At 46.6% G+C, this 25,506-nt stretch carries 25 protein-coding genes and 1 riboswitch; of the genes, 13 read left to right on the forward strand and 12 right to left on the reverse strand.

The genetic code is table 11. The annotated features are described in order from the left end of the window. Positions 1 to 52 precede the first annotated feature (52 nt). The gene (locus ACXAGL_RS18620) at positions 53 to 973 is read left to right on the forward strand and encodes an aldo/keto reductase (protein WP_474992408.1); all 921 of its coding nucleotides are present in this window, start codon (positions 53 to 55) and stop codon (positions 971 to 973) included. 34 nt (positions 974 to 1,007) lie between these two features. On the opposite strand, the gene ACXAGL_RS18625 is transcribed toward ACXAGL_RS18620, so the two are convergent. Continuing rightward, positions 1,008 to 2,054, reverse strand: a complete 1,047-nt coding sequence (locus ACXAGL_RS18625) for a dipeptidase (RefSeq protein ID WP_474992090.1) — start codon at positions 2,052 to 2,054, stop codon at positions 1,008 to 1,010. 15 nt (positions 2,055 to 2,069) lie between these two features. Next, positions 2,070 to 2,591 carry a DinB family protein gene (locus tag ACXAGL_RS18630; protein ID WP_474992409.1) on the reverse strand — a complete coding sequence of 174 codons (522 nt, stop codon included), beginning with the start codon at positions 2,589 to 2,591 and terminating at the stop codon, positions 2,070 to 2,072. A 576-nt stretch (positions 2,592 to 3,167) separates the two neighbouring features. On the opposite strand from ACXAGL_RS18630, the gene ACXAGL_RS18635 reads away from it, so the two are divergent. The 3 genes from ACXAGL_RS18635 (at position 3,168) to ACXAGL_RS18645 (ending at position 7,235) form a co-directional block, all read left to right on the forward strand. Continuing rightward, entirely contained in the window at positions 3,168 to 4,310 is a 1,143-nt protein-coding gene (locus ACXAGL_RS18635; RefSeq protein WP_474992092.1) for a glycosyltransferase family 4 protein, read from the forward strand. Between the two features lie 15 nt (positions 4,311 to 4,325). After that, positions 4,326 to 5,627: a UDP-glucose dehydrogenase family protein gene (locus tag ACXAGL_RS18640; RefSeq protein ID WP_474992094.1), complete on the forward strand. Its 1,302-nt coding sequence runs from the start codon at positions 4,326 to 4,328 to the stop codon at positions 5,625 to 5,627. A 153-nt stretch (positions 5,628 to 5,780) separates the two neighbouring features. After that, on the forward strand, positions 5,781 to 7,235 hold the full coding sequence (locus ACXAGL_RS18645) for an MDR family MFS transporter (RefSeq protein ID WP_474992096.1): 1,455 nt from the start codon (positions 5,781 to 5,783) through the stop codon (positions 7,233 to 7,235). Positions 7,236 to 7,354: 119 nt separating this feature from the next. Here the strand turns inward: ACXAGL_RS18645 and ACXAGL_RS18650 are convergent, their stop codons facing one another. Continuing rightward, positions 7,355 to 8,467 (reverse strand): NAD(P)/FAD-dependent oxidoreductase, encoded by a 1,113-nt coding sequence (locus ACXAGL_RS18650; RefSeq protein ID WP_474992098.1) that lies wholly within the window; start codon positions 8,465 to 8,467, stop codon positions 7,355 to 7,357. 174 nt (positions 8,468 to 8,641) lie between these two features. On the opposite strand from ACXAGL_RS18650, the gene ACXAGL_RS18655 reads away from it, so the two are divergent. Then, the gene (locus tag ACXAGL_RS18655) at positions 8,642 to 8,863 is read left to right on the forward strand and encodes a hypothetical protein (protein ID WP_474992099.1); all 222 of its coding nucleotides are present in this window, start codon (positions 8,642 to 8,644) and stop codon (positions 8,861 to 8,863) included. Positions 8,864 to 8,904: 41 nt separating this feature from the next. Here the strand turns inward: ACXAGL_RS18655 and ACXAGL_RS18660 are convergent, their stop codons facing one another. Then, positions 8,905 to 10,377 carry a UDP-N-acetylmuramoyl-L-alanyl-D-glutamate--2,6-diaminopimelate ligase gene (locus ACXAGL_RS18660; protein ID WP_474992101.1) on the reverse strand — a complete coding sequence of 491 codons (1,473 nt, stop codon included), beginning with the start codon at positions 10,375 to 10,377 and terminating at the stop codon, positions 8,905 to 8,907. Between the two features lie 226 nt (positions 10,378 to 10,603). On the opposite strand from ACXAGL_RS18660, the gene sppA reads away from it, so the two are divergent. The 6 genes from sppA (at position 10,604) to ACXAGL_RS18690 (ending at position 16,827) form a co-directional block, all read left to right on the forward strand. After that, positions 10,604 to 11,605, forward strand: a complete 1,002-nt coding sequence (sppA, locus tag ACXAGL_RS18665) for a signal peptide peptidase SppA (RefSeq protein ID WP_474968757.1) — start codon at positions 10,604 to 10,606, stop codon at positions 11,603 to 11,605. A 12-nt stretch (positions 11,606 to 11,617) separates the two neighbouring features. Further along, positions 11,618 to 12,154 (forward strand): RDD family protein, encoded by a 537-nt coding sequence (locus ACXAGL_RS18670; protein WP_474992103.1) that lies wholly within the window; start codon positions 11,618 to 11,620, stop codon positions 12,152 to 12,154. 291 nt (positions 12,155 to 12,445) lie between these two features. Beyond that, the gene (locus ACXAGL_RS18675) at positions 12,446 to 13,816 is read left to right on the forward strand and encodes a spore germination protein (protein ID WP_474992104.1); all 1,371 of its coding nucleotides are present in this window, start codon (positions 12,446 to 12,448) and stop codon (positions 13,814 to 13,816) included. Further along, entirely contained in the window at positions 13,809 to 14,903 is a 1,095-nt protein-coding gene (locus ACXAGL_RS18680; RefSeq protein ID WP_474992106.1) for a GerAB/ArcD/ProY family transporter, read from the forward strand. The genes ACXAGL_RS18675 and ACXAGL_RS18680 overlap by 8 nt, the downstream gene beginning before the upstream one ends. Beyond that, positions 14,893 to 16,038 carry a Ger(x)C family spore germination protein gene (locus tag ACXAGL_RS18685; RefSeq protein ID WP_474992108.1) on the forward strand — a complete coding sequence of 382 codons (1,146 nt, stop codon included), beginning with the start codon at positions 14,893 to 14,895 and terminating at the stop codon, positions 16,036 to 16,038. The genes ACXAGL_RS18680 and ACXAGL_RS18685 overlap by 11 nt, the downstream gene beginning before the upstream one ends. A 66-nt stretch (positions 16,039 to 16,104) precedes the next feature. Further along, entirely contained in the window at positions 16,105 to 16,827 is a 723-nt protein-coding gene (locus tag ACXAGL_RS18690; RefSeq protein WP_474992411.1) for a 3-ketoacyl-ACP reductase, read from the forward strand. Between the two features lie 166 nt (positions 16,828 to 16,993). Here the strand turns inward: ACXAGL_RS18690 and ACXAGL_RS18695 are convergent, their stop codons facing one another. From ACXAGL_RS18695 to ACXAGL_RS18720, 6 genes are all read right to left on the reverse strand, one after another. Continuing rightward, positions 16,994 to 17,734 carry an ABC transporter permease gene (locus ACXAGL_RS18695; protein WP_474992110.1) on the reverse strand — a complete coding sequence of 247 codons (741 nt, stop codon included), beginning with the start codon at positions 17,732 to 17,734 and terminating at the stop codon, positions 16,994 to 16,996. Continuing rightward, on the reverse strand, positions 17,731 to 18,642 hold the full coding sequence (locus ACXAGL_RS18700; RefSeq protein ID WP_474992111.1) for an ABC transporter ATP-binding protein: 912 nt from the start codon (positions 18,640 to 18,642) through the stop codon (positions 17,731 to 17,733). Before ACXAGL_RS18700 ends, ACXAGL_RS18695 begins: the two co-directional genes overlap by 4 nt. Before the next feature lie 61 nt (positions 18,643 to 18,703). Then, on the reverse strand, positions 18,704 to 18,844 hold the full coding sequence (locus tag ACXAGL_RS18705; protein ID WP_474992113.1) for a hypothetical protein: 141 nt from the start codon (positions 18,842 to 18,844) through the stop codon (positions 18,704 to 18,706). Between the two features lie 38 nt (positions 18,845 to 18,882). Further along, entirely contained in the window at positions 18,883 to 19,710 is an 828-nt protein-coding gene (locus ACXAGL_RS18710; protein WP_474971350.1) for a MetQ/NlpA family ABC transporter substrate-binding protein, read from the reverse strand. A gap of 34 nt (positions 19,711 to 19,744) precedes the next feature. Next, positions 19,745 to 20,410 carry a methionine ABC transporter permease gene (locus tag ACXAGL_RS18715; protein ID WP_027954511.1) on the reverse strand — a complete coding sequence of 222 codons (666 nt, stop codon included), beginning with the start codon at positions 20,408 to 20,410 and terminating at the stop codon, positions 19,745 to 19,747. Continuing rightward, positions 20,367 to 21,410, reverse strand: coding sequence for a methionine ABC transporter ATP-binding protein (locus ACXAGL_RS18720; RefSeq protein ID WP_474971349.1), 1,044 nt, complete (start codon positions 21,408 to 21,410; stop codon positions 20,367 to 20,369). The genes ACXAGL_RS18715 and ACXAGL_RS18720 overlap by 44 nt, the downstream gene beginning before the upstream one ends. Positions 21,411 to 21,484: 74 nt before the next feature. Continuing rightward, positions 21,485 to 21,586: riboswitch (SAM riboswitch) on the reverse strand. A gap of 176 nt (positions 21,587 to 21,762) precedes the next feature. Between ACXAGL_RS18720 and ACXAGL_RS18725 the strand changes: the two genes are divergently transcribed. Beyond that, on the forward strand, positions 21,763 to 22,110 hold the full coding sequence (locus tag ACXAGL_RS18725; protein WP_474971348.1) for a carboxymuconolactone decarboxylase family protein: 348 nt from the start codon (positions 21,763 to 21,765) through the stop codon (positions 22,108 to 22,110). A gap of 97 nt (positions 22,111 to 22,207) precedes the next feature. Beyond that, a complete protein-coding gene (locus ACXAGL_RS18730; RefSeq protein WP_474992115.1) occupies positions 22,208 to 23,269 on the forward strand; it encodes an iron-containing alcohol dehydrogenase family protein in 1,062 nt (353 codons plus the stop codon). Positions 23,270 to 23,493: 224 nt separating this feature from the next. Here ACXAGL_RS18730 and ACXAGL_RS18735 read toward each other — a convergent pair whose 3' ends face one another. Then, positions 23,494 to 24,831 carry an NAD(P)/FAD-dependent oxidoreductase gene (locus tag ACXAGL_RS18735; RefSeq protein ID WP_474992117.1) on the reverse strand — a complete coding sequence of 446 codons (1,338 nt, stop codon included), beginning with the start codon at positions 24,829 to 24,831 and terminating at the stop codon, positions 23,494 to 23,496. Further along, positions 24,824 to 25,405 carry a GNAT family N-acetyltransferase gene (locus ACXAGL_RS18740; RefSeq protein ID WP_474992119.1) on the reverse strand — a complete coding sequence of 194 codons (582 nt, stop codon included), beginning with the start codon at positions 25,403 to 25,405 and terminating at the stop codon, positions 24,824 to 24,826. The genes ACXAGL_RS18735 and ACXAGL_RS18740 overlap by 8 nt, the downstream gene beginning before the upstream one ends. Positions 25,406 to 25,506: the final 101 nt, after the last annotated feature.

Below are 25,506 nucleotides of genomic sequence, written 5' to 3' on the forward strand. Positions count from 1 at the left end.
AGTAGCGTCTACAATGAATATTACGATAAACTATACAGGAAAGGATGATTCTATGAAGAAACGACGCCTTGGAAATTCAGATTTATACGTATCAGAAATCGGGCTGGGGTGCATGTCCCTGGGAACCGACTACGCTAAAGCAGAAGACATCGTCCACGAGGCTCTGGACTCCGGCATTAATTATCTGGACACCGCTGACTTGTACGACTATGGACAAAATGAAGAAATCGTAGGTCAGGCCGTTAAAGGACGCCGAGATGACGTGATCATTGGTTCAAAGGTCGGTAATAAATTCACCCCCGGGGAAGAAGGCTGGACCTGGGACCCTTCTAAAAAACACATCAAAGAAGGGGTGAAGAGCAGTCTGAAACGGCTCGATGTGGATTATATCGATTTATATCAACTTCACGGGGGCACGATTGAGGACCCTGTAGATGAAAGTATCCAGGCTTTTGATGAACTCGTGGACGAAGGATTGGTGCGCGCCTACGGAATATCATCCATCCGCCCGAATGTGATTAAACAATACGTGGAAAAATCGAACATCGTAAGCATAATGATGCAGTACAATGCCTTGGACAGGCGCCCGGAGGAGCTTCTCGACTATCTTTCTGACCATGACATCAGTGTATTGGCCCGCGGTCCATTAGCCAAAGGAATGCTTTCAAGCCAGGGGCCTGAAAAAGCAGCGTCGAAAGCAGAAGACGGGTATCTGGAATACAGCAGGGATGAAGTGCTGGCCATCGCTGAAGAGTGGCCGTCCTTAACAGATTCAGATAAAAACGCAGAAGCGCTCGCCCTTCAGTATGTCCTCCACCACCCTGCAGTGGCCTCCGCCGTTTTTGGCGCGCGGACGACGGACCAATTGGCTGACAGCCTGACATACAGGACCGCTCCTGCTCTAACAGATGAAACGTACAGGAAGATCCAGTCGTTAACAAAACCTCTTACTTATCAAAAACATCGTTCTTAAATAAAAGCCTCCGGGATCTGCCCGGAGGCTCTTTTTATTCTTTCCAGGTCTGCTCCAGCACCCTGACCCAGTTTTTATTCGTCAGCTGCTCCAGTTCGTTCTTTTTCCACCCTCTTCGCTCAAGCACACTTAAAAGCATGGGAACCCCTGTGACATCCTTCATAGCATCCGGCACCATCGTACCGTCAAAATCTGACCCTAAGGCAACATGGTCTACACCAATCCGGTTTCTGACATAATCGATATGATCAGCAATATCCTCCAGGGAAGCCTCAGGATCCCCTTCAGCACGGGGGGTTACCATATTCGGATCAATGCTGTACGTCACCCCTATCAGACCACCGGACTGCCCTATCTTATCGATTTGAGGATCTGTTAGGTTCCTTGATACCGGGCAGATCCTGTGAACGTTGGCATGTGTAGCCACTAAGGGTTTATCGGAAATCGCTGCCACATCCCAGAATCCCTGCTCATTTAAATGAGAAAGATCAACCATGATACCCAGTTCACAGCACTTTCGAACGAGTTCTTTCCCTTCAGGTGTCAGCCCCGGGCCGGTATCAGGAGAAGAGGGATACCCGTAAGGGACGCCCTCCCCAAATGGATTCGACCTGCTCCAGACAGGCCCGATGGACCGAAGCCCTGCTTTGTAAAACACATATAGCAAATCAAGATCTTTATCGATGGCCTCTGCGCCTTCCATGTGGAGAATCCCTCCCATCCATTCCCCGTCTACGGCTCTCTTCAAATCTGTTATCGTCCGTATCGTTTTGAAGGTTCCCTTTGACAATTCTTCCAATTGGAAAAAACGGGTCATTGACCTGGCAGCAGCAGCGAGTGCATATTCCCTTGAAAGTCTTGGAGGCAGAGATTTCATATAACCTGCCTGTGTATGGACAATGCCGGGATCAGGATCTGATTTTGGATTGGGAGCAAAAACCGCAAAGAACCCGGCCGCAAAACCTGCTTTTCTTCCACGGGTAAAGTCCAGATGAGCAGATGGGAGTCCCGTAAAGAAAGCGTCAGATCCATCATTCAGTTCCAACAGCGTATCGTGATGTCCGTCAATAAATCGAAGCATATGTATTTCCCTTTCCTAATTAATGGATTTGTTTTTTCTTACCAGCGCGCGGATTTGACCTCTGTGATTGATTTCATCTTCCATCACATGAAACCAGAGACAGCAGGGATTATGGACGACACCGTTCGGCCATGTCCTTGGTTCATAAAGCCACTCATCCTCTTTCTCTTTGAGCCTTTCCATTGTCCTGCGGCGGACGTCTTTCAATTGTTTAATATAAAAGGAAACGGGGGCCGAATGGATGGACTCCGCCGCTCCTCTTCCGAGCATCAGGGCATCTCCCCACCGCTGTTCCTCCTCTTCATTCAGGTCTCGCTGTTCAAAACTGATCACCTGATGGACATATTCTACAGCAGCCGTATGAAGGAGGAGAGCTCCAATAGAATTTCCCCCTTCCTCCCTTTGATCCAATTCGTCCACGGTCAAATGACGGATCTCTTCCACCGTGACCGACCGGACGTGATTCATCATCCAGACCAGCTCTCCAATTTTTGTGCTGAACCCTTCCTCAGACTGAAATTCATAAATAATCAAGATCAGACCTCATTTCTTTTTTACAAAATGTTCATGAATCAGCTAGAATAACAGAACTTTTCTTTTCCTCTGCCTGTTTATTCGACAAAACTATGTGTTTACCTCTCTATTACAGAAACATCCATCGAATTATGTAGATATTTTTGTGGTTTAAAACCGTTGAAATGACGGTATATGCTAAGTACTAACAAATCGGTTCTCTCCGTTCGCCACTTGTCACCAAATCCATTCAAACCCCTGAGGAGGAAAACCAATGAAAATCAAAGTTGGTATTTGGACGCGTTTGACAAACAAGGACAAAATGATTCTCTTAAAAGCAGTAAGCCAGCAGTCCATCTCTAAAAAATCCGCATAAATCTTTCTACTTTACCCATGCCCCGGAAAAGAAGCGGAAACCGACAACCATCCTCCTATACGTATGTTCAAACCTGCCCAGGCAGGTTTTTTGCTGTTTCCAAATGTACATTATGAACGCTGTGTAAAGTTCACCTGGATATCCGCCTCCTCCGCATAATCGTTTTTTCAGGCGAATAAATAAATACCAGTAGACATGCGTGAAAAACATGGAGGGGGAAAATCATGAAAGTCGCCATTTTCACCGATACCTACGCACCTCAAATCAATGGGGTTGCCAAAACGCTGAAGAAATGGACAGATTTCCTGGAAACCAAGCAGACGTCCTACCGCCTATTCGCCCCGAATCCCCTTGAAACCTGTGATTATAATGAGAACATCCACCGCTTTAAGAGTCTTCCTTTCTGGTTATACCCGGAATGCCGGCTGGCCCTCCCCCGTCTATCCCATATTCGAACGGAACTGGAACAGTTCAAACCAGACATCATTCACGTTGCGACACCGTTCAATATGGGGTTGACAGGGCATCATTATGCCCGGAAATTGAACATCCCTTTGGTCGGGTCGTACCATACACATTTTCACAAGTACCTGGACTTTTACAAAATGTCCTGTTTAACCCCGCTGATCTGGAAGTATATGCGGTGGTTTCACAAGCCTTTCAAACGGATTTTCGTCCCGTCCATAGAGACGAGGGACGAGCTGCTTAAGAAAGGATTGTCCAATGTGTGCATCTGGTCAAGAGGCGTCGACAGTGATCATTTCCACCCACAGCCACAGTCTACTTACCTGCGAGACACATTCGGGGTCACTGAACCATTCATCTTAACGTATGTCGGCCGGCTGGCTCCCGAGAAGGGACTGGACATTCTCATGAAAACAGCTGCCGCCCTCCCGTCAGAATGGCATCCGTATATTCATTGGATGATAGTCGGTGAAGGGCCTTTATATCAAACACTTCAACAGGAAGCACCGGCCAACATGACCTTTACCGGTTACAAAAGTGGCATGGATTTGAGCCGGATCTATGCAGAATCCGCTCTGCTCGTCTTCCCCTCTGCGACGGAGACATTCGGAAATGTCGTGCTGGAGGCCCTGGCATCTGGAACGCCGGCCGTTGTAGCAGATTCCGGGGGCGTCAAGGAAATCGTCCAGCACGGGAAAACAGGATGGACCTGTACACCAGATGACCCTTCCAGTTTCGTTTCAGCAGTCACATACCTGCTGCAGGATCCGCTTTTACTGAAGGCCATGAGCGAAAAAGCCAGAGCCTATGCCTTAACCCGTTCTTGGGATGCTGTGTTCTATGGATTGCTGCAGGAGTATCAAACCATCGTGGAAGAAGTACCGGTGCTGTCTCATGCGTAAAAAGGAGATGATGATGTGAATAAGCTGGCTGTCATTGGAACAGGGTATGTGGGACTGGTTACAGGAATCTGCCTGGCTTCCCGCGGACACCATGTCACTTGTATGGATGTTGATGAATCTAAAATTGACCAGATCAGCCGGGGACACCTCCCTCTTTTCGAGCCGGGATTACAGGAGCTTCACGAAACATGTACAGCCGCCGGCAGCCTTTCTTATACGACAAGTCCGGAAGAAGCTGTCCAGCATGCAGAAGCGGTTTTCATTGCTGTCGGGACACCTTCGCGCGCAGACGGGGGTGCCGATTTATCGTACATGCATACCGCTGTCCGCGATATAGCTCCATTTCTTCAAAGCCATACGGTCCTCATCATCAAAAGTACAGTTCCTGCCGGTACTCATGCAGATATTAAAGTTCGGCTGGACCGAACGACCGGCCGATCCGTCCAAGTGGTTTCCAACCCCGAATTTTTAAGAGAGGGCTCCGCCGTCAACGATTTCTTTTACAGTGATCGTATTGTTATCGGTTCAACCGATCCTTATGCCGCTGCCTTCGTTGAGCATATTTACGAGAGTCTCCCTGCCCCGGTGCTTCATACAGATCCACAGACAGCAGAAATGATCAAATATTCATCCAATGCCTTTCTGGCAGCCAAAATCAGCTTTATCAATGAGATGGCGTCCTTATGTGAAGCTGAAGGAGCCGACATCACGATGGTGGCTGCAGGAATGGGGATGGATAAACGGATCGGTGAAAGTTTCCTAAGGGCCGGTATCGGTTACGGCGGCTCTTGTTTTCCTAAGGATACAGCCGCTCTGCTTTATTCAGCCGAGCAGAAAAAACTGCCCGTCCCCCTGCTTTCCTCTATCAATGAAGTCAATCGAAAACAGCCGGGGACTTTCTTACAAAAGATCCTTGACCGGTTTGGCTCTATAGAAGGAAAAAAAGCCGCTGTGCTTGGTTTAACGTTCAAGCCCAATACAGATGACCTGCGTCTTTCTCCCGCCCGGGAGGTCATTAATCTTCTTACCTCGGAAGGAGCAATGGTCATTGGATATGATCCTCTTATCAGTAAAAGCAGGAAACGGATATGGCAGATTCCTCTGGCAGAATCGATGGAAGAAGCATTGACAGGTGCTGATTTGGCCGTCATCTGTACAGAATGGAAAGAAATCGTAGACTTCCCTCCAGCCCGTTATCCTTCTCTGATGAAGGAAGCCAATATTTTTGATGGAAGAAATTGTTACGAAATTAAACAAGCTTTACATCTGCCTCTTTATTACTCCTCTGTCGGCCGGCCTGTGTATAAAGGAATATAACAAGGAAGCCTTCAGCAAAGAACTGAGGGCTTTTTTCATACCCCTTTTGTTTACATAATAATATATCTGTCACCTATGAGAGCAGAATGTTTTTCCCGGTGAAGAACACGGCGTATAATGGACGTTTAGTAAGTTCAAAAAGGAGGAAGGAATGTGTCTGAACAGACCCCCAACCGAATCCTGATGGCAGCTTTACTGCTTGCAGGATCGTTTATAACCATATTAAATCAGACGCTGATGATCACAGCCATCCCACCGATTATGGATGAAATGAACGTGTCGGCCAACTCGGCCCAGTGGCTGACAACCGTATTCATGCTTGTCAACGGCGTCATGATACCAGTGACCGCCTTTTTAATTGAGCGTTTTTCCACCAGGCAGCTATTTTTAAGTGCCATGGGAATTTTCACAGTAGGGACCATCCTCGGAGGGATTGCCCCAAACTTTCCTATGCTCTTATTCGGCCGGGTGGTCCAGTCCATGGGAGCAGGTGTGATGCTGCCATTGATGCAGACTGTTTTCTTAATGATCTTCCCTGTCGAACGGCGCGGCACGGCCATGGGTTACATTGGACTGGTCATTTCTTTTGCACCGGCCATCGGCCCCGCCTTGTCAGGGTGGATCACTTCTGAATTCAGCTGGAGATTTTTATTCTGGCTTATTCTCCCGCTGCCCATTCTTATCATCATTGTTGCGTATTTCATATTGAAAAATGTAACAAAACTGACCTATCCAACGGTCGATCCCTTATCCATCATCCTGTCTTCAGCAGGATTTGGAGGACTTTTGTATGGCTTTACACTGGCAGGAAACGCCGGATGGTCTTCGCCATTCACACTAGCCGTGCTCGCCGGAAGCTCAGCTGCCCTCGCTTTATTCATAACAAGGCAGTTGAAAATGGAGCATCCGATGCTGGAATTCCGTGTGTTCCGCTATCCTGTTTTTTCAATAACGACCGGAATTGCCATGATTGCCTTTTTAGGCTTAATCGGATCGGAAACCTTGATCCCTCTTTACATGCAGGACATGCGTGAATTTACAGCCTTCGAATCCGGACTGGCCCTGCTTCCGGGTGCCGTTATTACAGCATTCATGTCTCCGATAACAGGAAGGATTTTTGACAAAATCGGTGCCCGGCTGCTGGCGGTCTGTGGACTGATCATCCTCACCGGTGCCACAGCTGCCTTTTCGTTCCTGGATATCCAGACAACATTCACGACCATTACAGTCCTGTATGCCATTCGGATGTTCGGTCTCTCCATGGTTATGATGCCTGTGACAACGGCAGGATTGAACCAGCTGCCTAACCGGTTGATTCCGCACGGGACTGCGATGAGCAATACTATGCGGATGGTGGCTGCATCTGTTGGCACAGCCGTCCTTGTAACGATTATGACATCAACAACCCAATCAGCTGGAGCTGATCCCGCCATTGATCATCCTGCGATTTTTGGAGTGAACACGGCCTTCATGGTCATTACAGCCTTATCTATTGTGGGAATTGTGCTTGCATTTTTTGTAAAAAAGACCCACCCGCCTGATGAAGCAGAAGCAGCTTCTCCTGCACCGGAAACGGACAAAGAAGAAGCTTCCCTTCACACGTCATAGGGACATCCCAAATAAAAAAAGCGTGTAGAGAAACTTCATGTTTCTCTACACGCTTTTTTCATAGAAAGTATCCGGACATGGTTCTGAATCGATGTTCAAATAGACTAAATCACAGGCTCTTACTTAAATAAACGATCTGTAGTATAAGGACTGACGTCCATGGACGTATCCTCCCCTGCTGCAAGTGCAGCCAGCTGGGCGCCGACATAGGGTCCACTCGTCAGCCCCGATGCCCCCAAACCGTTGGCAGCAAGGATATGCGGCTGATTAGGCAGCCGCCCGAAGACAGGGAGCGATCCAGGGGTGAAAGGTCTGAACCCTACCTTCGTTTCTACATAGGCAGCTTCCTTCAACCCCGGCGCTGTGCGAAGAGCTTTTTCCAGCAGTTGATGAATGCCACCAGCTGTAACCCGTGAATCATGCTCTTGAATCTTTTCTTTCGTCGCTCCAACAACAAGTTTCCCTTCTTCAAAACCAAGCATATAGTGGCTGAAAGGCGGCAGGAGGACCGGCCAGTGCTCCGTTGCATACCCGGTCAGATGAAGGTGGATGATCTGCGCTTTCTCGAAGGTCACCCGAGGGCTCAGGGCAGAAGGCGCAAACAATTCCCGCATCCAGGATCCATTCGTAAGGATCATTTGATCGGAATGCTGCGGCACACCATCAATGTCGACACCTTGGATTTCCCCTTTATATGTACGCAAAGAGGCGTTCCCATAGATAACTTCTGCTCCTTTCCGCTCGGCCGCTTTCAAAAGAGATTCGGTGACACGGCTGCCATTTACTCTCCCCGCCCCCGAGAGGTGAAGAGAGCGGTAATGTTCCGCAAGAGGTGGAAACATCTCCCTTGTTTCTTTTGGAGACAGCTTCGATATCTCCCCCATTTCCGGCGTTTCCATTTTCCGCATTTCTGCATATGCGGCTTTCCGGTCAAGCTTTTCTTCGGTATCGAATATATTGAGTGCGCCCACCCTTTTATAACCCGGATCAGAAATACCAGCTTCCTTAAGCTGCTCCACCAGTTCAGGGTAATATCCAGCGCCGTTGACAGCGAGCTGGTACCAGTCCTTACTCGTCCGGTTTGTCAGCCATGGACAGATGATCCCAGCCGCATTCCGTGTAGCCTGTCCACCTTCCCCACGGTCTACAATCGCCACTTTTTCTCCTTTGGAAGCTAAATGGTAAGCTGTGGAAGCTCCCAGTATCCCAGCTCCTACAATGATATAATTCATTCTATACACCTACATTTTCATTCATTTTCTTATGATAGTTTAAAGCAAATATGTCTGGAAAGATAGGGAGCGCCACTATTTTCAATGCACCTCCCACTGCAGAGACTCGTTCTTTGACGCCCGTCAAAATATGATAGGATGGATGAGTAGTTCCAAAAAGGAGTGAATCCGCTCATGAATGAACAATTAAAAACAGGAATTGCCTTGATTGCAAGTTTTTTCCTGACTTTTGCGGGAGCAAGCCGGGTGTTAACAAGCCAGCTGGAAGATATGGCGGTATGGACGGCATGGTTGTTTATCATTACCGGTGTGATCGGAATCATCGCCAATGGATTGAAATGGAAAAAAATCAACCGTACCCCCGGGACATCCAGCCCTAAGAGAAATCATAAGTAAAAAAACGTCCAGCAGCTGCTGGACGTTTCCGGGATAATCCTTTATTGATACTGATGAACATCGGTCTTCATTTCGTTACGCAGGTTCAGTACTGTCTCACGGTCCGAAGTAAACGGACGTTGATAGGACTGCTTGTATGTTTCATGACCTTTGCCGGTGATTACAATGACGTCTCCTTCCCTGCCACCCTCGACGGCCGTTTTTATGGCTGAGGTTCTATCAGGAATGATCCGCCCGTGAGACCGGCCTTCTTCTTCATGTAGTTTATAGAGGGTGGCCGTCATTTCTTCATAAGCCACCGCGTTCAAATCGTCAAGGGTCAGGATATAGCCGTCACTCCACTCTGCCGAAGCTTGCAGCATAGACGGCCGCTTGGACTCATCCCGATTCCCTCTGAATCCGAACACATGAGTTATATTCCCGTCAAACTGCCGGGCAGCGGTTTGGAGGATGTGACGAATACTGTCTGCTGTATGAGCATAGTCGATGATCACATGCACACCATTCGGCATGGAATACTGCTCAAAGCGACCAGGAATACCTGGGAACGATTCTAAAGCATCGACCATTTTCCCTTTTGAAACTCCTAAACAAGCAGCAGCTGTACAAGCCTGAATCGTGTTATAGCTGTTGTAGATACCTGTAATGGGGGTTGGATAATAAAAAGAGTTTCCATCTTCAAAGACGCGGACTCCTTCGTCATTGACCTCATCGATCCGGATATCACAAGCGGCATTTTCACCTATAGAGGTAACCGCAAGTCCTTCGTCTTTAAGCAGGCTTGAGAGTCTGTCCCCCCATGGGTCATCCACATGAATGATGGCCTGTCCCCTTTCCTTCATCATAAAGAAGAGTTTGGACTTCGCCTTAAAATAATCTTCCATTGATGGATGGTAATCCAAGTGATCCTGCTGAAGATTGGTAAATAGTGTGATATCAAAGGACACCCCCTCCAGGCGATGCTGGTCCAGCCCATGGGAGGAGACCTCCATCACGACCACATCGTCCCTGCTTTCATACAACCATTTATGAAGGTCCACCACGCCGGGGGTCGTCTGGAACCCTTCCACGGATTTCCCATTCATATAATTCCCTACCGTTCCAAAGCGTCCGCAGGAAAAACCGCTGGACTCCAGAAGATGATGAAGCAGATGTGTAATGGTCGTCTTTCCATTGGTCCCCGTCACTCCTATTATCGTTTTGCTTCGTGCGGGATATTGATAAAAAGCCGCTGCCAGTATCCCCAGCGCTCTTCTCGGTTGTTCGACATACAAAAAAGGTACGGGGATATTTCCCGGCTTTTTGCTTCCTACAATGATTGCGGCTCCATTACGGCAGGCTTCGTATATATAATCATGGCCATCTGCCTCATGACCTTCTACCGCTGTAAATCTTTGACCAGGGCTCACCTGTCTTGAATCATCTGTAATTCCTGTTATGTCTTTTTCCAGCCCAAGTGCTGTAAAGGGCTGGGGGTCTATGTTTAACAGTTCGAATACCTTCTTGATTTTCACGAGGACGTCTCCTTTACTGCGACATTCATGTACAGCCCTTATTTTAAAACAATTCAGGCTTTCACGTACAAATATTTTCATGATGTTATTGAATTTTAATGTCATCCCCTAAATCCTGGTTCATCAGGAAAATTTGAAACCAACCCCTTCCCCGATCCGTATAGTAATTGTCGATAGAAATTCGATGAACATGTATACTATGGAAGAGATTGAAAGGAGAGTACATATGACAAAAAGAATTACCGCGGCAGTCATTGCCGGTGCCCTGCTGATCGTAGCGATTGCCGTCCAGGCGGCTGGAGCATTTTTATCACAGGAAGATGAGGAAAAGAACGGCACGATGTCCCTTTTCTCCTCCAGTGAAAAGTTGGAAGAAAAAGTGGTGGAGAAAGGGTCTGGATCCAACCGCATCGTAGAAATCAACCTTGAGGGAGCGATTATGGACAGTCCAGGTTCCAACACCAATCCGTTCAGCGGTGGAGGCTATCAGCATGACCGTTTCATGAAAAAACTCGAGCAGATCAAAAATGATCCAACCATCAAAGGTGTGCACTTATATGTGAACTCGCCGGGCGGCGGTGTTTATGAGAGTGCAGAAATCCATGATAAACTGATTGAGATTAAAGAAGAAGACAAAATGATCTATGTATCCATGGGGAACACGGCTGCTTCCGGCGGGTATTACGTTTCTGCGCCCGCTGATCAAATTTATGCTTCCAACGACACGTTCACCGGCTCCCTTGGTGTCATTATGCAGAGTGTGAATTATCAGGAGCTCGCTAATGAGTACGGCGTCAAATTCAACACGATCAAAAGTGGCGAGTTCAAGGATATTATGAGTCCCACAAAAGAAATGACGGAGGCTGACAGGGAAATTCTCCAGACCTTGGTCGATGAATCCTATCAACAGTTCGTTGACGTTATTTCTGAAGGAAGAGATATGTCTGAAAGCCGTGTGAAGGAACTGGCTGATGGAAGAATTTATTCCGGTAAGCAGGCAGCTGAAAACGGACTTGTTGACCAGATCGGCTTCCGCGAAGATACCCTTGCTGCTTTAAAAGAAGAAATCGGTGGAGACCCACAGGTGTTTGAATACAAGAATACAATCACATCTTTGTTTGATTTCCCAATGGCGCAGAGCTTGATGCCAGACAGTGAGATCCGTTATATTGAACAGCTGATCAGTGAGCGTCAAGGTCCGACATTGATGTACATGTACACGGAATAAGGAGGAGTAAAGATGGAAACTACAGAATTTGAACAACCCAGTCACCCATTATCCACTTTAGTCCTTCAGCAGAAGGATGATATACAGAGAGTCATTTTTGCGGGATTTATCCCCCGCTTTTTTGCCTATCTCATCGACCTTCTCGTCATCTGGAGTGTGAATTCCATCGTAACAAAACCATTGCTGCGCCTCGTTAACCTGGAGGATGCGCAAATGTGGATCCCTTTGTTCAGTGCAGAAAATATCATGACGTCCTTGATTTTCTTCCTGTACTTCATTCTGATGACCAAGTTTTTCCAGGCATCACTCGGGAAGATGGTGTTCGGTCTATCCGTTGTGTCTCTGACCCGCAGCAGGATGAGTAATGGTCAGATTATCTTCCGGGAGTGCATCGGACGTTATATCAGCATGGCCCTCGGAGGACTTCCCTATCTTGTCGTGGCCTTCACAAAACGCCACCAGGGCATCCATGATTTATTTGCTGATACTTCTGTCATTAAAAACCGATTTACAAAATTGAACGATCAAATCGAAGAAAACAACCGGTAATGAAAAGCCTGCTCCCCAAAAGGGAGCAGGCTTTTTTCAGCGGTATGGATCTTGTTTTCCTGTACCATTCTTTTCCCCTTTTTCTCTTCGAAGTGCATTTAAATCCTTCTTGCTTTTATTTTTCGCTTTTTTTCCCATGTTCCACCCTCCTTTCCTTCTTATCCTTTGTTATTTTTCTGCAGCTAATGAAGCAGTTTCTTCCATTTCGAAGGCTGTTCCGCTTTTCAGGGTAATCCCTCATGATTGGCTCATACTAATAAAAATTCCAAGAATCTTATGGAGGGCTTTCCGTTGAATGTCAAGGAGTACCTGTCCCAGAAGAAAAACGATGACTGCGTTACGATCAAAACCATCCCATTTGATTCCCACAACATTTATGTTTTATATATGCCTTCTATTACAGATATGACCAAGATCCAGGATTCCATTCTTGCCCCGCTTCTTGAGTGGAACAACCCGGAGGACAAAACCGTAGAGCATGCATTTTCAGCAGAACCTTTGACGATCCTTTCTCAAGCAAAGGATATGGACAGTCATCTTCTCAATGGATATACACTAATGCTCGAGAGAGAAACTGTATATGCTGTTGAAACGTGCGGATTCCATTACCGTGCTGTATCAGAGCCTGTATCTGAAATGACTCTCCGGGGAGCCCGGGATGGGTTTATTGAATCACTGGAAGCAAACATCAAGCTCCTCCGTGTTCACTTGAGATCTACACATTTAAAGTTCGAACACCTTTCTCTCGGTTTGAAAGCTTTCACCCATGTAACCATTGCCTACGTGGAAGAGGAAGCCAACGAAAAATTATTGGAAGAAGTAAGAAAGCGTATAAAGGCCGTTAAAGAAGACTACCTCCCGGATGGAGGGGTGGTTGAACAAAGCCTGGAGAAAAATACGTTCTCTTTATTTCCTGAGCTCCAGGAAACCGAACGACCGGCTAAAGTCGCCAACGCCCTGGCTGAGGGGAAGGTGGCCATCTTCGTGGAAGGCTCCCCTTCTGTACTGTTAGCACCTGTAACCTTGAATTCCCTTTTTCAGACATCAGATGATTATAACTTCAAATGGATTCCTGCGTCTCTCATTCGTCTCATGCGGTTTGCTGCTGCATTTCTTGCTGTTATGCTGCCATCTATCTATATCTCTTTGATTTCCTTTCATCATGGATTAATTCCAACAGATCTGGCCATCTCCATATCCAAGACAAGAGAAGGTGTGCCTTTCCCTTCATTCATGGAAGCATTTGTTATGCAGATGACGATTGAAATCCTCCGGGAAGCCGGCATTCGTCTGCCTAAGCCTATTGGACCGGCTGTCAGCATTGTAGGAGCCATAGTAATAGGTGAGGCAGCTGTAACAGCCGGAATCGTCAGTCCATTAATGATCATCGTCGTCTCCTTTGCAGCTATCTGCTCCTTTACCATTGTCGACTACAGCCTCAGCCTTGCGTTAAGAACGGTAAGTTTCGTCATGTTGTTTGTCGCTGCTATGCTCGGGATTTACGGCATAATCCTCGCCGTCTTTATTCTGAGTATCCATTTGATTCGGTTGAACAGCTTTACAGTCCCTTACCTGGAACCCTTTGCTCCTTATTACCCAAACAGATGGAAAGACACATTGATCCGGTTACGATTTGATAAAGAAGGTGGTTTGGATGAGTGATTTAAGACAATTGACTTCCCTTCAGCTGATCGTCATCTTTATATCAGCGATGATCGGCGTAGGGATCATTTTGATGCCGCGCGACCTGGCCAATGCTGTGAACTCCCCGGACTTATGGGTCAGTATCATCATCGGCGCTTTTCTTATGTGCCTGATCGCCACTTTGTATGTTTTATTAGTGACCCGTTATCCAGGTCTCACTTTCTTTGATATGTCAAAAAAGATCACAGGCAGATGGATCGGAACGCTGATCAACCTCTTTTTCATTTTTCACTGTCTCATTGTAGCCTCCTATATTTTAAGAGTGACGACAGCGATTATAAAAAATTACCTGTTGGATACCACTCCCTTATATATCATCATTGGATCATTTCTGCTGGTCAGCCTTTATTTAATCAGCAACGGACCTGGAGATGTCGTCCGTTTTTTCCAGCTGTACTTTCCTGTCATGATGTTCATGTTTCTCATTCTTGCTCTTCTGAGTTTCAAAGATGTGGATGTTCAAAACTTAAGGCCTGTCCTGAAAAGCAATCTTATGACAACGGTCACCCAATCGAAGATTTCTTTCTTTTCATTTATCGGCATTGAATTCCTGATGATTTTCTCTCCCCTCATAAAAACGGAAAAAATAAAAAAACTGGCTTTATCTGTATGGACCAGTATTATTGTGACAGCTGTGATCTATGTGATTTTTCACATTTTAACCATCGGTGTTTTAGGCATAGCGGAACTAAAGGAAATCACGTTTCCCACAATCGAGATGGCCAAAAGCATTGAATTTCAAGGTTTCTTCTTTGAACGTTTTGAATTGATTTTCATTTTCGGCTGGCTGATCACTGTATTCACTTCATTCGTGACTTACACTTATGGAATGATTCTCGGCATTGGGAAAGTAACGAAGCCGGGCTGGTGGTGTATGGCTGCCGCAGGCCTTTTGATTTTCACTATCACCCTTTATCCGGAAGGTCTTACAGAAGTGTTGGATTACTCCTCTCACATTCAATGGATCAGTGCGGCTGCGGTCATCGGATTTCCTGGACTGTTACTGCTCGTATCATTGATGAGGAGGCAGACGCATGACACTTAAACCTATTTTCTGTCTGGTTTGTTCGGCTTTCCTGTTAACTGGGTGCTGGGATATTAAGGAAATTGAAGATGTCGGTATTGTTACCGGACTTGCTTTAGACGTTGCCGAAGAGGACCGCATGTTAATGATTAATCAATATGTAAAGCCTGGACAGATTCCTACACAACAGGACAGTTCCCAGCAGGACAGCCCGTATCAAAATCTCGAATCAACCGGAACAACGCTGTTTGAGATGATTCGTGAGAACTCACTCGAGAGTAACCGTCCGCCAAACTATACTCATTTAAAATCGATTTTATTTTCAACCAAACTGCTCGAAAAAGAACAACTCAGTCAATTGATTGACCTTTATATCCGCGACCACGAATTCCGCCGGACTGTTCCAGTATTCATTACAATGGATCCTGTTCAGAACATATTCAACGCCCAGCCGGAAAAAGAGCTGTTTCCATCCATCCAAATTAAAGAATTAAGTGAAAACTACCATAAGAATAATACCAACCCTAAAAACTTAACGATCGGAGATATGTCCCAGTATATTTCAGAAAAAAGAAGCTTTATTATACCTGGAATGGCTATGATTAATGGAAATATCAAATCCTACGGAGCCGGCGTCATTTCAGGAAAAACGTCCCAATATATCGGCTGGATTCCACTTGAAAAGATGGAAGGCATCCGTTATCTTCATAACAATGTGGAAGGCGGGTACCTTTATTTAAGCGAAAAAATTATAGCGGACGGACCGGTGGTACTGGAAATTAAGGGGGCCGATTCCAAATTTGACGTTTCTTTCTCAAACGGGGAACTCTCCATGAGTGTTGATGTAAAGGTGACCACATCCCTTGGTGAGGACTGGGGCGTCGACCGCAACGTTTTCAAAACGGGCTGGGAAGAAGGAATAAAGGAAGCCGCGGACAAAAATATCGAGGATAAGATCAATGCCATTCTTCAGATTGGCCAGAAAGAATTAAAAACGGATTTTGTCCACCTTTCCCAGTGGGTCCGCATCCATCAGCCGGACTACTGGAAAGAACATAAAGACGAATGGGATGAAATCTTCCCCCAGATAGATATTGATGTGAAAGCAGAAGTTCGTATTAAGGACTTTGGCACACAGAACTTCAACATGGAGTAACATTTTTTGATTCCTCTTCTTCTTCGGTTTACACTTTAGGAGAGAATGTTGGAGAGGATGATTAAAATGGGACAGGAAATCAAGGGAAAAACCGCCTACATTACAGGAGCCGGACGCGGGATCGGAAAAGCCACCGCTCTCAAACTTGCCTCTGAGGGCGTGCACGTCGGGTTAATGGCCCGCACAGAAGAAGAGTTAAACAAAACAGCAGATGAAGCAAGGGCTTATGGAGTACAAGCCGCTGCAGTCTCTGTGGATATTGCCCGGCAGTCAGACGTAGAACAGGCGGTTGAACAATTAAAAGAGCGTATCGGCTCTGCCGATATCCTCATTAACAATGCCGGCATGGGGCTTTACGGGGATTTCCTGAATATCGATCCTGAAGATTGGAAACGTACCTTTGAAGTCAATGTATTCGGTACCTACCATGTGACCAGGGCGGTCCTCCCCGATATGATGGAGAAAAATCATGGGGATATCATCAACGTTTCTTCAAGCAATGGTATAAAGGGAACTGCAGGATCCACTTCCTACAGCGCCTCGAAATTCGCCGTACAGGGAATGACGGAAGCGCTGATGCAGGAAGTGCGCAGAAACAACATCCGTGTCTTCACCCTGAACCCGAGTCTTGTGGCTACAGAGCTTGTCTTTGGAGATCATTTGGAAGAGCAGGATAAGGAAAAATATATGCAGCCGGAGGATATCGCCGAGTATATGACGGCTCAATTGAAGCTTCATCCAAGAATCTTCATTAAACAGTCCCTTCAATGGGCTACCAATCCATTCTAATTTTCAATGGTGTAAAACCCGTCCTGTATTGGAGACACTTCCACGCGGGACGGGATTTATTATGTCATTTCGCTGCGAATAATCCTCAGCTGAGACAGCTCTTTCAACCACTATGCAGATGGAAGATATCAGTGCCTGTTTAAGTCATTGGTAACCTGCCTCTTCCTTATTTATCACTCCAACGGAAAAACCTCGCGGCTAATACTGTAGAAACGACGGAAATGCCGATCAATACAAACACTTCAAATCCATATTCAAAAATGGGTGCTTCGTTCCACGTCCCCCTCAAAAGTTCAATGACGTAATAAAGCGGAAGTATTTTCGCCGTGTATTGAAGAACTTCCGGCATCATTTCCAGTGGAAAGGTCGCTCCTGACAAGAAGATCATCAAATTCAAAAATAAAGAACTGATCGCCGCCGCAGACTGTGTATTTTTAGCCAATGATGTAATAAAAAGAGCAAAAGGGAAAAAGGCAGCGATACTTAGAAAAAGAGCAGCTAGTGTGCTTCCCATATAAAGTGGAAGTTCCAGGTCATACATCAACATTCCAAATACAAGAAGGAGCAGAGCAGAACAAAGAAAAATCACCGTCCCTTGAACTGTGTGAGCAGCCAGGATCTTCCACGTCTGTAAAGGGGTGGATTGATATCTGCGCAGGACTCCGGTTTCCCTGTAGCCGGCCAAAACGGTTCCCAAGGTGAAAAAGGAAGTGGTCACGATATTTACTCCGATCCAGGAGGGTACAAATAACGCAGCAAATGAAAAGTTTCCTTCAGCATTGTCTCCAAACATGGATCCAAACAGCCAGATCATGACGACTGGAAATAAAAAGGTCCAGAATACGCTCAGACGGTCGCGGAAAAACATTTTCGTTTCCAGCTGTGCAAGCTTCCATACGACATTCATCTGGCTTCCTCCTTCTCCAAATACTGGACAAAAAGATCCTCCAACGTCCCTTTAGCAAATTGGAAATGATTTAAGGATAGATTCTCTTGATGACCATAGGCGAAGAGATGATAACTGGTGAGCTGCAGATCGTCACTGTACACTTTAAACGTATCTTCTTCTTTTTCAACTTTGACCACCCCCGGCATAGATGGAAGCTTTACATAAGGAAAATCATCGCTTTGGAATGTGATCAGCATGGCACCACTCTGCTCAAGCAGAGCGGAGGGCCGGTCCATTGCTTTCAGTTCACCACTGTAAATCATTGCCACCCGGTCACAGAGCTGTTCAGCCTCTTCCATATAATGGGTTGTCAACACGATAGTGCTTCCCTTCTCTCTCAACCGGCGGATCAACGTCCACATTTCCCTTCTGGCGTGGGGGTCCAGTCCCATACTCGGTTCATCAAGAAAGATGATTTCCGGCTGATGCAGAGTCGCCAGTGCCAAGGTCACCCGCTGCTTCCATCCTCCTGACAAATCTTCGAAACGGACATTCATTTTCTCCTCCAGCCCCAGCATTTCCACAAGCTGTTGTTTCATTACTTTTCCTGGGTAAAAAGCAGCAAATAAATCCAGGGCTTCTTTCACTTTCATTTTCTTTTGAATGGATGTCGCCTGAAACTGAACACCAATCCGCTGATTCAATTGTTGAAGTTCCCGATTCGGCGTAAGTCCCAGCACATCAATGGTTCCACTGTCAGGCTTCAAAATTCCTTCAATCATTTCCAGCGTCGTTGTCTTGCCCGCTCCATTGGGTCCAATGATCCCAAAAATTTCTCCCTTTTTGACGGAAAATGAGACGCCTTTGACAGCCTGCACTTTTCCGAAGCTTTTGGTCAATCGGTCCACTTTGATTACAACCTCCATTTGCTCTCCGCCCCTTCTTCGTCCTTTCTGATCTTTCTTACGTATCATACACAGATAAGTTTCAGAAAAGCAGGAAAATTTGAACGCCTGCTATAGTTCCATCATAAGACCGATGGTTGAAAAATTCCTCCAGTTCTGTCCGACACGTCAGATCATCCCGGTCAAATACCTTCGTTCCTTCTTCACCTGCATAAACCTCCATTCAAAAAAGCCGCCTTCCAAGGGAAGACGGCTCACATGTTATTCTTCTTTCATCCATTGTGGCTTACCAAAGCCTTCAAACTTTTCATCCATGATTTCCTCAAACTCTTCCGATTCCACAACTTCCTTAATATCCTTCGTAAACTGGGCATCCAGATCTTCGGTCTTCACAGCTACCCGGTTTCTATAATCATCCGGCATATCTTCGAGGGCGAGAGCACTCAGCAGATCCATCTCGGCAGCAAGCGCATAGTTACCAGGAACCATGGATAGATCCTCGCTGTCCACCAGTCGTGGCAGCTGGCCGGCTTCTACTTCAACGAATTCGATTTCTTTTGGATTTTCTACGATATCGTTCAAAGAGGCACGAAGAGGGTCTACATCTTCCTTCAAAGTGACCAGACCTTCATCTTCAAGAATGATCAGCGCTCGGGCCAGGTTCGTCGGGTCATTGGGAATACCCATCGTACTGCCTGTTTCAACACCATCGATATTCTGATACTCACTGGAATAAATACCCATAGGTGCTGTTGGAACAACAATGACCTCGGACAGATCCAGGTTGTGTTCTTCGGCAAAGGACTCTAAATAGATTTTGTGCTGGAACAGGTTGGCATCCAGATCACCATTGGCTAACGCTTTGTTAGGCTGCACATAATCTGTAAACTCTTTATTGGTTACTTCATAGCCTTTCTCCTCCAGCAGCGGAGCAATCGCTTCGGTGACCATATCACTGTAAGGACCGGATGTTGCACCGAATCGGATGGTTTTCTTCTCTTCTGCATCTGCATTTTCTTCTCCGCCACCACAGGCAGACAAAAAAGTAATGATTGTTAAGGCTGCAAACAAGGTTACGATTTTTTTCATTTTATCTTCCTCCTGAACTTCGTTTCGTCTTGGATTAACTCTTTTTCACTGTTTTTGCCAGGAAATCCCCAGCGTACTGGACTACCTGAACAAGGACGATCAACACAATAACCGTTGTAAACATGACGAAATTATCATAACGGTAATACCCGTACCGGATGGCGAGGTCGCCGATCCCTCCACCGCCAATTGCGCCGGCCATTGCGGAATACCCGATCAAGCTGATGGCTGTTATCGTTAAACCACTGATCAAGCCCGGCTTGATTTCAGGAAAAATGATATCTTTAATAATCAGCCATGGGGAAGCCCCACATGCGATAGCCGCTTCTATGACGCCTTTATCAATATCCCTGGCGGATGATTCTACAATTCTTGCATAAAAAGGAATCGCTGCGGCCGATAAAGCAACGGAGGCGGCAATCGGTCCTGTTGTCGTACCTAAAAGAAAATTAGTAAATGGGAATAAAAACACAAGCAGGATGATAAATGGAATGGAACGGACAAGGTTTACAAAAATGCCCACAGCTCCTTTGATCCATTTGTTTTCCAAAAACAAGTCACGGTCGGTAACAAATAGCAGCAACCCCAGAGGCAGACCGGCGATAACGGCTACGCCAAGTCCGATCCCTACCATGATCAATGTTTCCATAAATGATTTATTCAGCTCGGGCCACAGGTTGATCAGCTGATCGATCATGATTCAGCACCTCCACTTCATCCAGTATCGTTTTCAGATTTTCCACAGCTCTCCCTACTTCCTGCGGGTCACCGGTTAATTCCATAACAAATGTACCGAGGGCTTTTTCCTGTATATAATCCACATTTCCATGCAGGATGTTTCCCTTGATTTTATAGTTCTGAAGCAGATCCGACACAACCGTATCCCCGGCCTGTCCGCCGGTAAACTTCATCTGGACAATGGTGCCGCGGCTGTTTTTCAGCAGTTCTTCCGGAACATGGAAATCGATCACTGTTCGAATAAACCGCTTTGTCAAAGCATTTTGAGGAGAGGCGAAAATTTCGTAGGCCGCCCCCTGTTCTACCACTTTTCCTTCTTCCATGACCGCACAACGGTCGCAGATTTCTTTCACCACTTCCATTTCGTGTGTAATCAATACAATGGTCAGTCCGAGCTCCCGGTTGATTTTCTTTAATAGTTTCAGGATCGACTGTGTCGTGTTCGGATCGAGTGCGGAAGTTGCTTCATCGCACAGCAGCACTTTAGGATCGTTGGCCAGTGCCCGGGCAATACTGACCCGCTGCTTCTGCCCTCCACTCAATTGAGCGGGGTACTGATCGGCTTTATCGCTAAGACCTACAAGTTCCAGCAGACGCCTGGCACGATCATTGCGCTCCTGTTTTGGTTTACCGGCCGCTTTCAAAGCAAAGGCCACGTTCTCCAAAACCGTTTTCCCCATAGCAAGGTGGAACCCCTGGAAAATCATGCCGATGGACTGTCGTGCTTTTCTAAGGTCCTTTTTGGAGAGAGAAAGCAGATCGATCCCATCGATATAAACCTTTCCTGATGTCGGGCGTTCCAATATGTTCATGCATCGGAGGAGTGTACTCTTACCAGCTCCACTGTATCCGACGATTCCATAGATTTCCCCCTCCTGAATATCGAGAGAAACCTTGTCCACCCCGATCACCTGTTTTTTCTTGGATGTGTAAATTTTACTGAGCTCCTGGATGGAAATCATAACCGTCCTCCTTTACCTAATAAAAAAACTCTCTTCCTTATCAAGAAGAGAGTTTCGCATAACTATCAGCCAAACTCTTATCTCCCGGAATATCATTCCGGCGGATTTAGCACCACTCCACATGGAAGGTTGCTGTGACGTCTACGGGCCTTTCCCTCAGTCACTCTTGATAAGAATTAGTTGTTGCTATTCGTTTATGATTTACAACTTTAACGCATCATTCTGCATTTGTAAACAATTTTCCCAACATTTCATCAATGGACAGGGATGTGCCGGGAAGCCTATTACGTTGTTTAAGTGACTGGAAGAGGAAGGAATAAAAGGAATAACAAAGAAAAGGGAGAGTGAAAGAATGAACAAACAAGGAGAAGACCTGCTTAAAGAATATAGAAATGGCATTGAAACCCTGACCGAACACCTGCCGGAGGCCACAAAAGAATACAATCACTTTACCGGCTCGTTCTTTGAAGACGGAGAACTCAGCAAAGGTACCAAGCACTTAATGGCTCTTGCCATCAGTGTGAAAGATGGAGATGAAGCCAGTATGGCCTATCACATGGATCAGTGCGTCGAAGCAGATTGTTCGGACAAGGAAATTTATGAAACGATGGGTGTATCAGCTGCTTACGGCGGGGGCTCTGCCATGAGTCAGGCCGTCACCACAGGTCTGAACATTCTTCAGGAATTCCGAAACCGTTAAGCTGCAAAACCGGGGGGCCTGCTCCCTGTTTTGTTATTGACATATTATTCTGTCATCTGGATAATGATGGCTATATCATTACCAGAGGTGATCAACCATGAAAAACGTAACTGTACAAGGAGCACCTGCGATTTATAAAGCTGAGCCTGGAATTTTAAGGAACATCCCTGAATTGTTGGAAAACCAGGCCTTTGCAAAAGCAGGAATCATTCACGGTGAGCAGTCGTGGAAGGCTGCTCAGCCCTATTTTCCAAAGCTGACGATGCCGGTCCAATCGGAAGCCTATAACGGGGAGTGCTCCCATAAAGAGGTCATGCGTCTCAGTGAAGCCCTGCGGGACTGTGACGTCTTGATCAGCATCGGAGGCGGAAAGGTCCTTGATCTCGGAAAAGCCTGTGCCGATCAATTGAATATTCCAGTCGTGCTCATTCCTACACTAGCCTCAAACTGCGCACCTTGGACGCCGCTCAGTGTGTTTTACGATGATGAAGGGAATTTTGAGGAATACATTATTTATCCACGTAGTACATGGATGCTGCTTGTAGAGCCTGATCTGCTCGTTCGTGCCCCGGAACCTTATCTCAGGGCCGGCATCGGCGATACGCTCGCCAAATGGTATGAAGCGGATGTTCTCACAAGGTCTCTCGCCTCCAAACCGATTTCCGTAGACATTGCGCTGCACGCGGCCGGATTATGCAGGGATGTTCTCATACAAGATGGCAGAGAAGCTGTGGAAGCCGTTCGTCAGCAAGCCGTCATACCTGCCTTCATGAGAGTCGTGGAAACCATTATTATGGCTGGCGGTATGGTCGGTGGATACGGGGATAGTTATGGAAGAATCGCCGGAGCCCATTCAATCCATAACGGCTTAACCAAAGTACCGGAAACCCACGCTTTCCTTCACGGAGAAAAAGTGGCTTATGGTATTCTCGTCCAGCTTGCTCTGGAAGGCCGCTTTGATGAAATTGAAACACTCACCCCTTATTACCAGGAGATGAACCTGCCGGTAACCCTCGATGACTTTAACTTGACCAACAAGGCAGAAGCCATCTCCATAACAGCGGAACATGCTGTAAAACCGGGGGAATCCATCCGATTAATGAGCGTCATGGATGCCGCCCAAGTGGAGGAAGCGATGACTCAGATTGAAAATGGTTAACCGCTGATACGGTTAACCATTTTCAATTTTCTTGTTGCCTGGTATGGAAGAGCATACCCAAGTGAAGCTACTCCATACAACGATTTGTATTTCCTGCCCAAGTCAGCCCAGGCCGGGACCGCGGCAGGCATCCACCGGTCAGCCGGACGCGAACATCCAGATGAGAAGGCATGATCCAGGACAAGATATGTTTTTTCTAAAGGCTGAGGAAACGATCGTTTCCTTTACCCTCCTATTACCTCTCCGACATAAATCCCACTAGCCGCTGCCTGGGACAAGGAATGAGTGACGGACGAGCAGTCTCCGACCAGAAACAGTCCCGGGACGTCCGTTTCAAAATTCCTGTTGGTTGGAATAACTGGTTCGTAGAATTTAGCATCAAGCCCATAAAGCAGCGTGTCAGGATCCACCGGTTCACCTATCGCTGCTTCGAGAGAGGTCAGGAACTCGATGAGAGCCTCTATATAAATATGTGGCACTTCTTCTATCAGCGATCCTTCGTCAGCGGAAAGAGAAGGAATCACGGAGTTTGCATGAAGTGAAGTCGTCCCCTTTCCCTTTTTCAAATCTTCAAGACGCTGGACCACGATTCTTCCCCTCGAACGATTGATTCCTTTAATGACGCGTGATGCTTCTTCCACCGCCTGCTTTAGACTCGGAAAGTAACGGGGGACAAACAAAGTGAAATTCAAATTTTCTCCCGGTACCCCTTGTTCTCGTGAATTCTGACCATCAGGCATGACAAGTTCATGCTGATGTTTTCGAATAATCCTGCCTTTGGGATTCATACAGTATGTGTAGGCCGTAAAACGTGACGTTTTTTTCAAAAGTTTCGTTTCAAATGATTCTTTTAGGAGAGCATCCAGCTGGCCGCCCCGCATTTCCACCCGTACACCCAGGTCCAGCCGCGTCTCCCGCGGTTCGATGCCAAGCGGTTCCGTTATCCGTGCGAACCACTCCCGGCCGCTGTTTCCTGTCGCAAGCATAACTTTTCGACTTAGAAACTCCTCACAATCTGTAACGAGACGGAAACTTTCATCCACCCGTGTAATGGAATTGACATGGGTGTTAAAAGAAAAGGAAAGTTTATTGACTATGTGTTCATATAGGTTTTGAAATACCTCCTTCGACAGGGAAGTACCAAGATGGCGTACCTCCGTCGTTAAAACGGTCAAGTCACCACAAGCAGCCCTTCTTTTCACATGCTCGTTATCCGTTGAATACATGTCCACACGGTCTCCTCCAAAACCGGTTAGAATGCGGTCCACTTCTTTCATAAGGCGGGCGGTTTCCTTTCCGCCGATTTTTCGTGGAAGCTCTCCACCAAAAGCGTTGGTAAAATTGAATTTTCCCTCTGACTTCCCAAGACCGCCAAAGCCTATGTACTGATCGCAGGCTCCAGAGCACGTGCAAGGTTGTCCATGCTCATGTGCGCAGGATCTCTCTTTCAACGGTTTTCCTACGTCTACGACTTTCACTTGAAGTCCGGGGTGTTTCTGGACAAGGGTGTAGGCCATAAATGTTCCCGCTACACCAGCACCGACAATGGTCACATCATACATATTCCTGCCTCCGCTCTTTAATTTTTGCGTAGACACACGTGTCTGTCAGCTGTTTCCCATCCACGGATCGATCATCATTACGCAACATTCCTTCAAGATGGTAGCCAAGTTTTTCGGGAACCTGCCTGCTTTTTTCATTTTCCCTTTCACATCGGATTTCTACACGCGCTCCACCGAGATCATAAAGAGCCAGCCGCGTTATTTCACGCACGGCTTCCTGCATATACCCATGTCCACTCCATTTGGTGTCGATCCAGTACCCGATTTCAAACTTCGGAATATCCCAGTCAATAGTATGAAGTCCAGTCGTCCCAACAAACGCTCCATTCTCCTTGTGAAAAACAAGATACCGGAGTTTTTTTCTTTCCATAAAATCTACATGGGCCTGCCTGATATTGCTTTCTGTATCTTCAATCGAAGGCATCTCCTGCACAAAAGGAAGCCACGGCTTCAATTCCTGTTCCGACCGATGAACAGCTTCATTAACCGCCGGGCCGTCTCCAGCCTCCGGCCTCCGTAGACGAAGGCGTTTCGTATGCAGCACATAGGGAACGTCGATATGTATAGGATCCATGGTTTCCTCTCCCCTTTCTCACTAATAGAATACCAGACTGTTAACCTCTTTGAAAAAGGATTTACATTCATCTTATATAGAATAAAAAGAGGAAGAAGGGC

It is taken from the genome of Halobacillus sp. ABA4_118, from assembly GCF_056160205.1.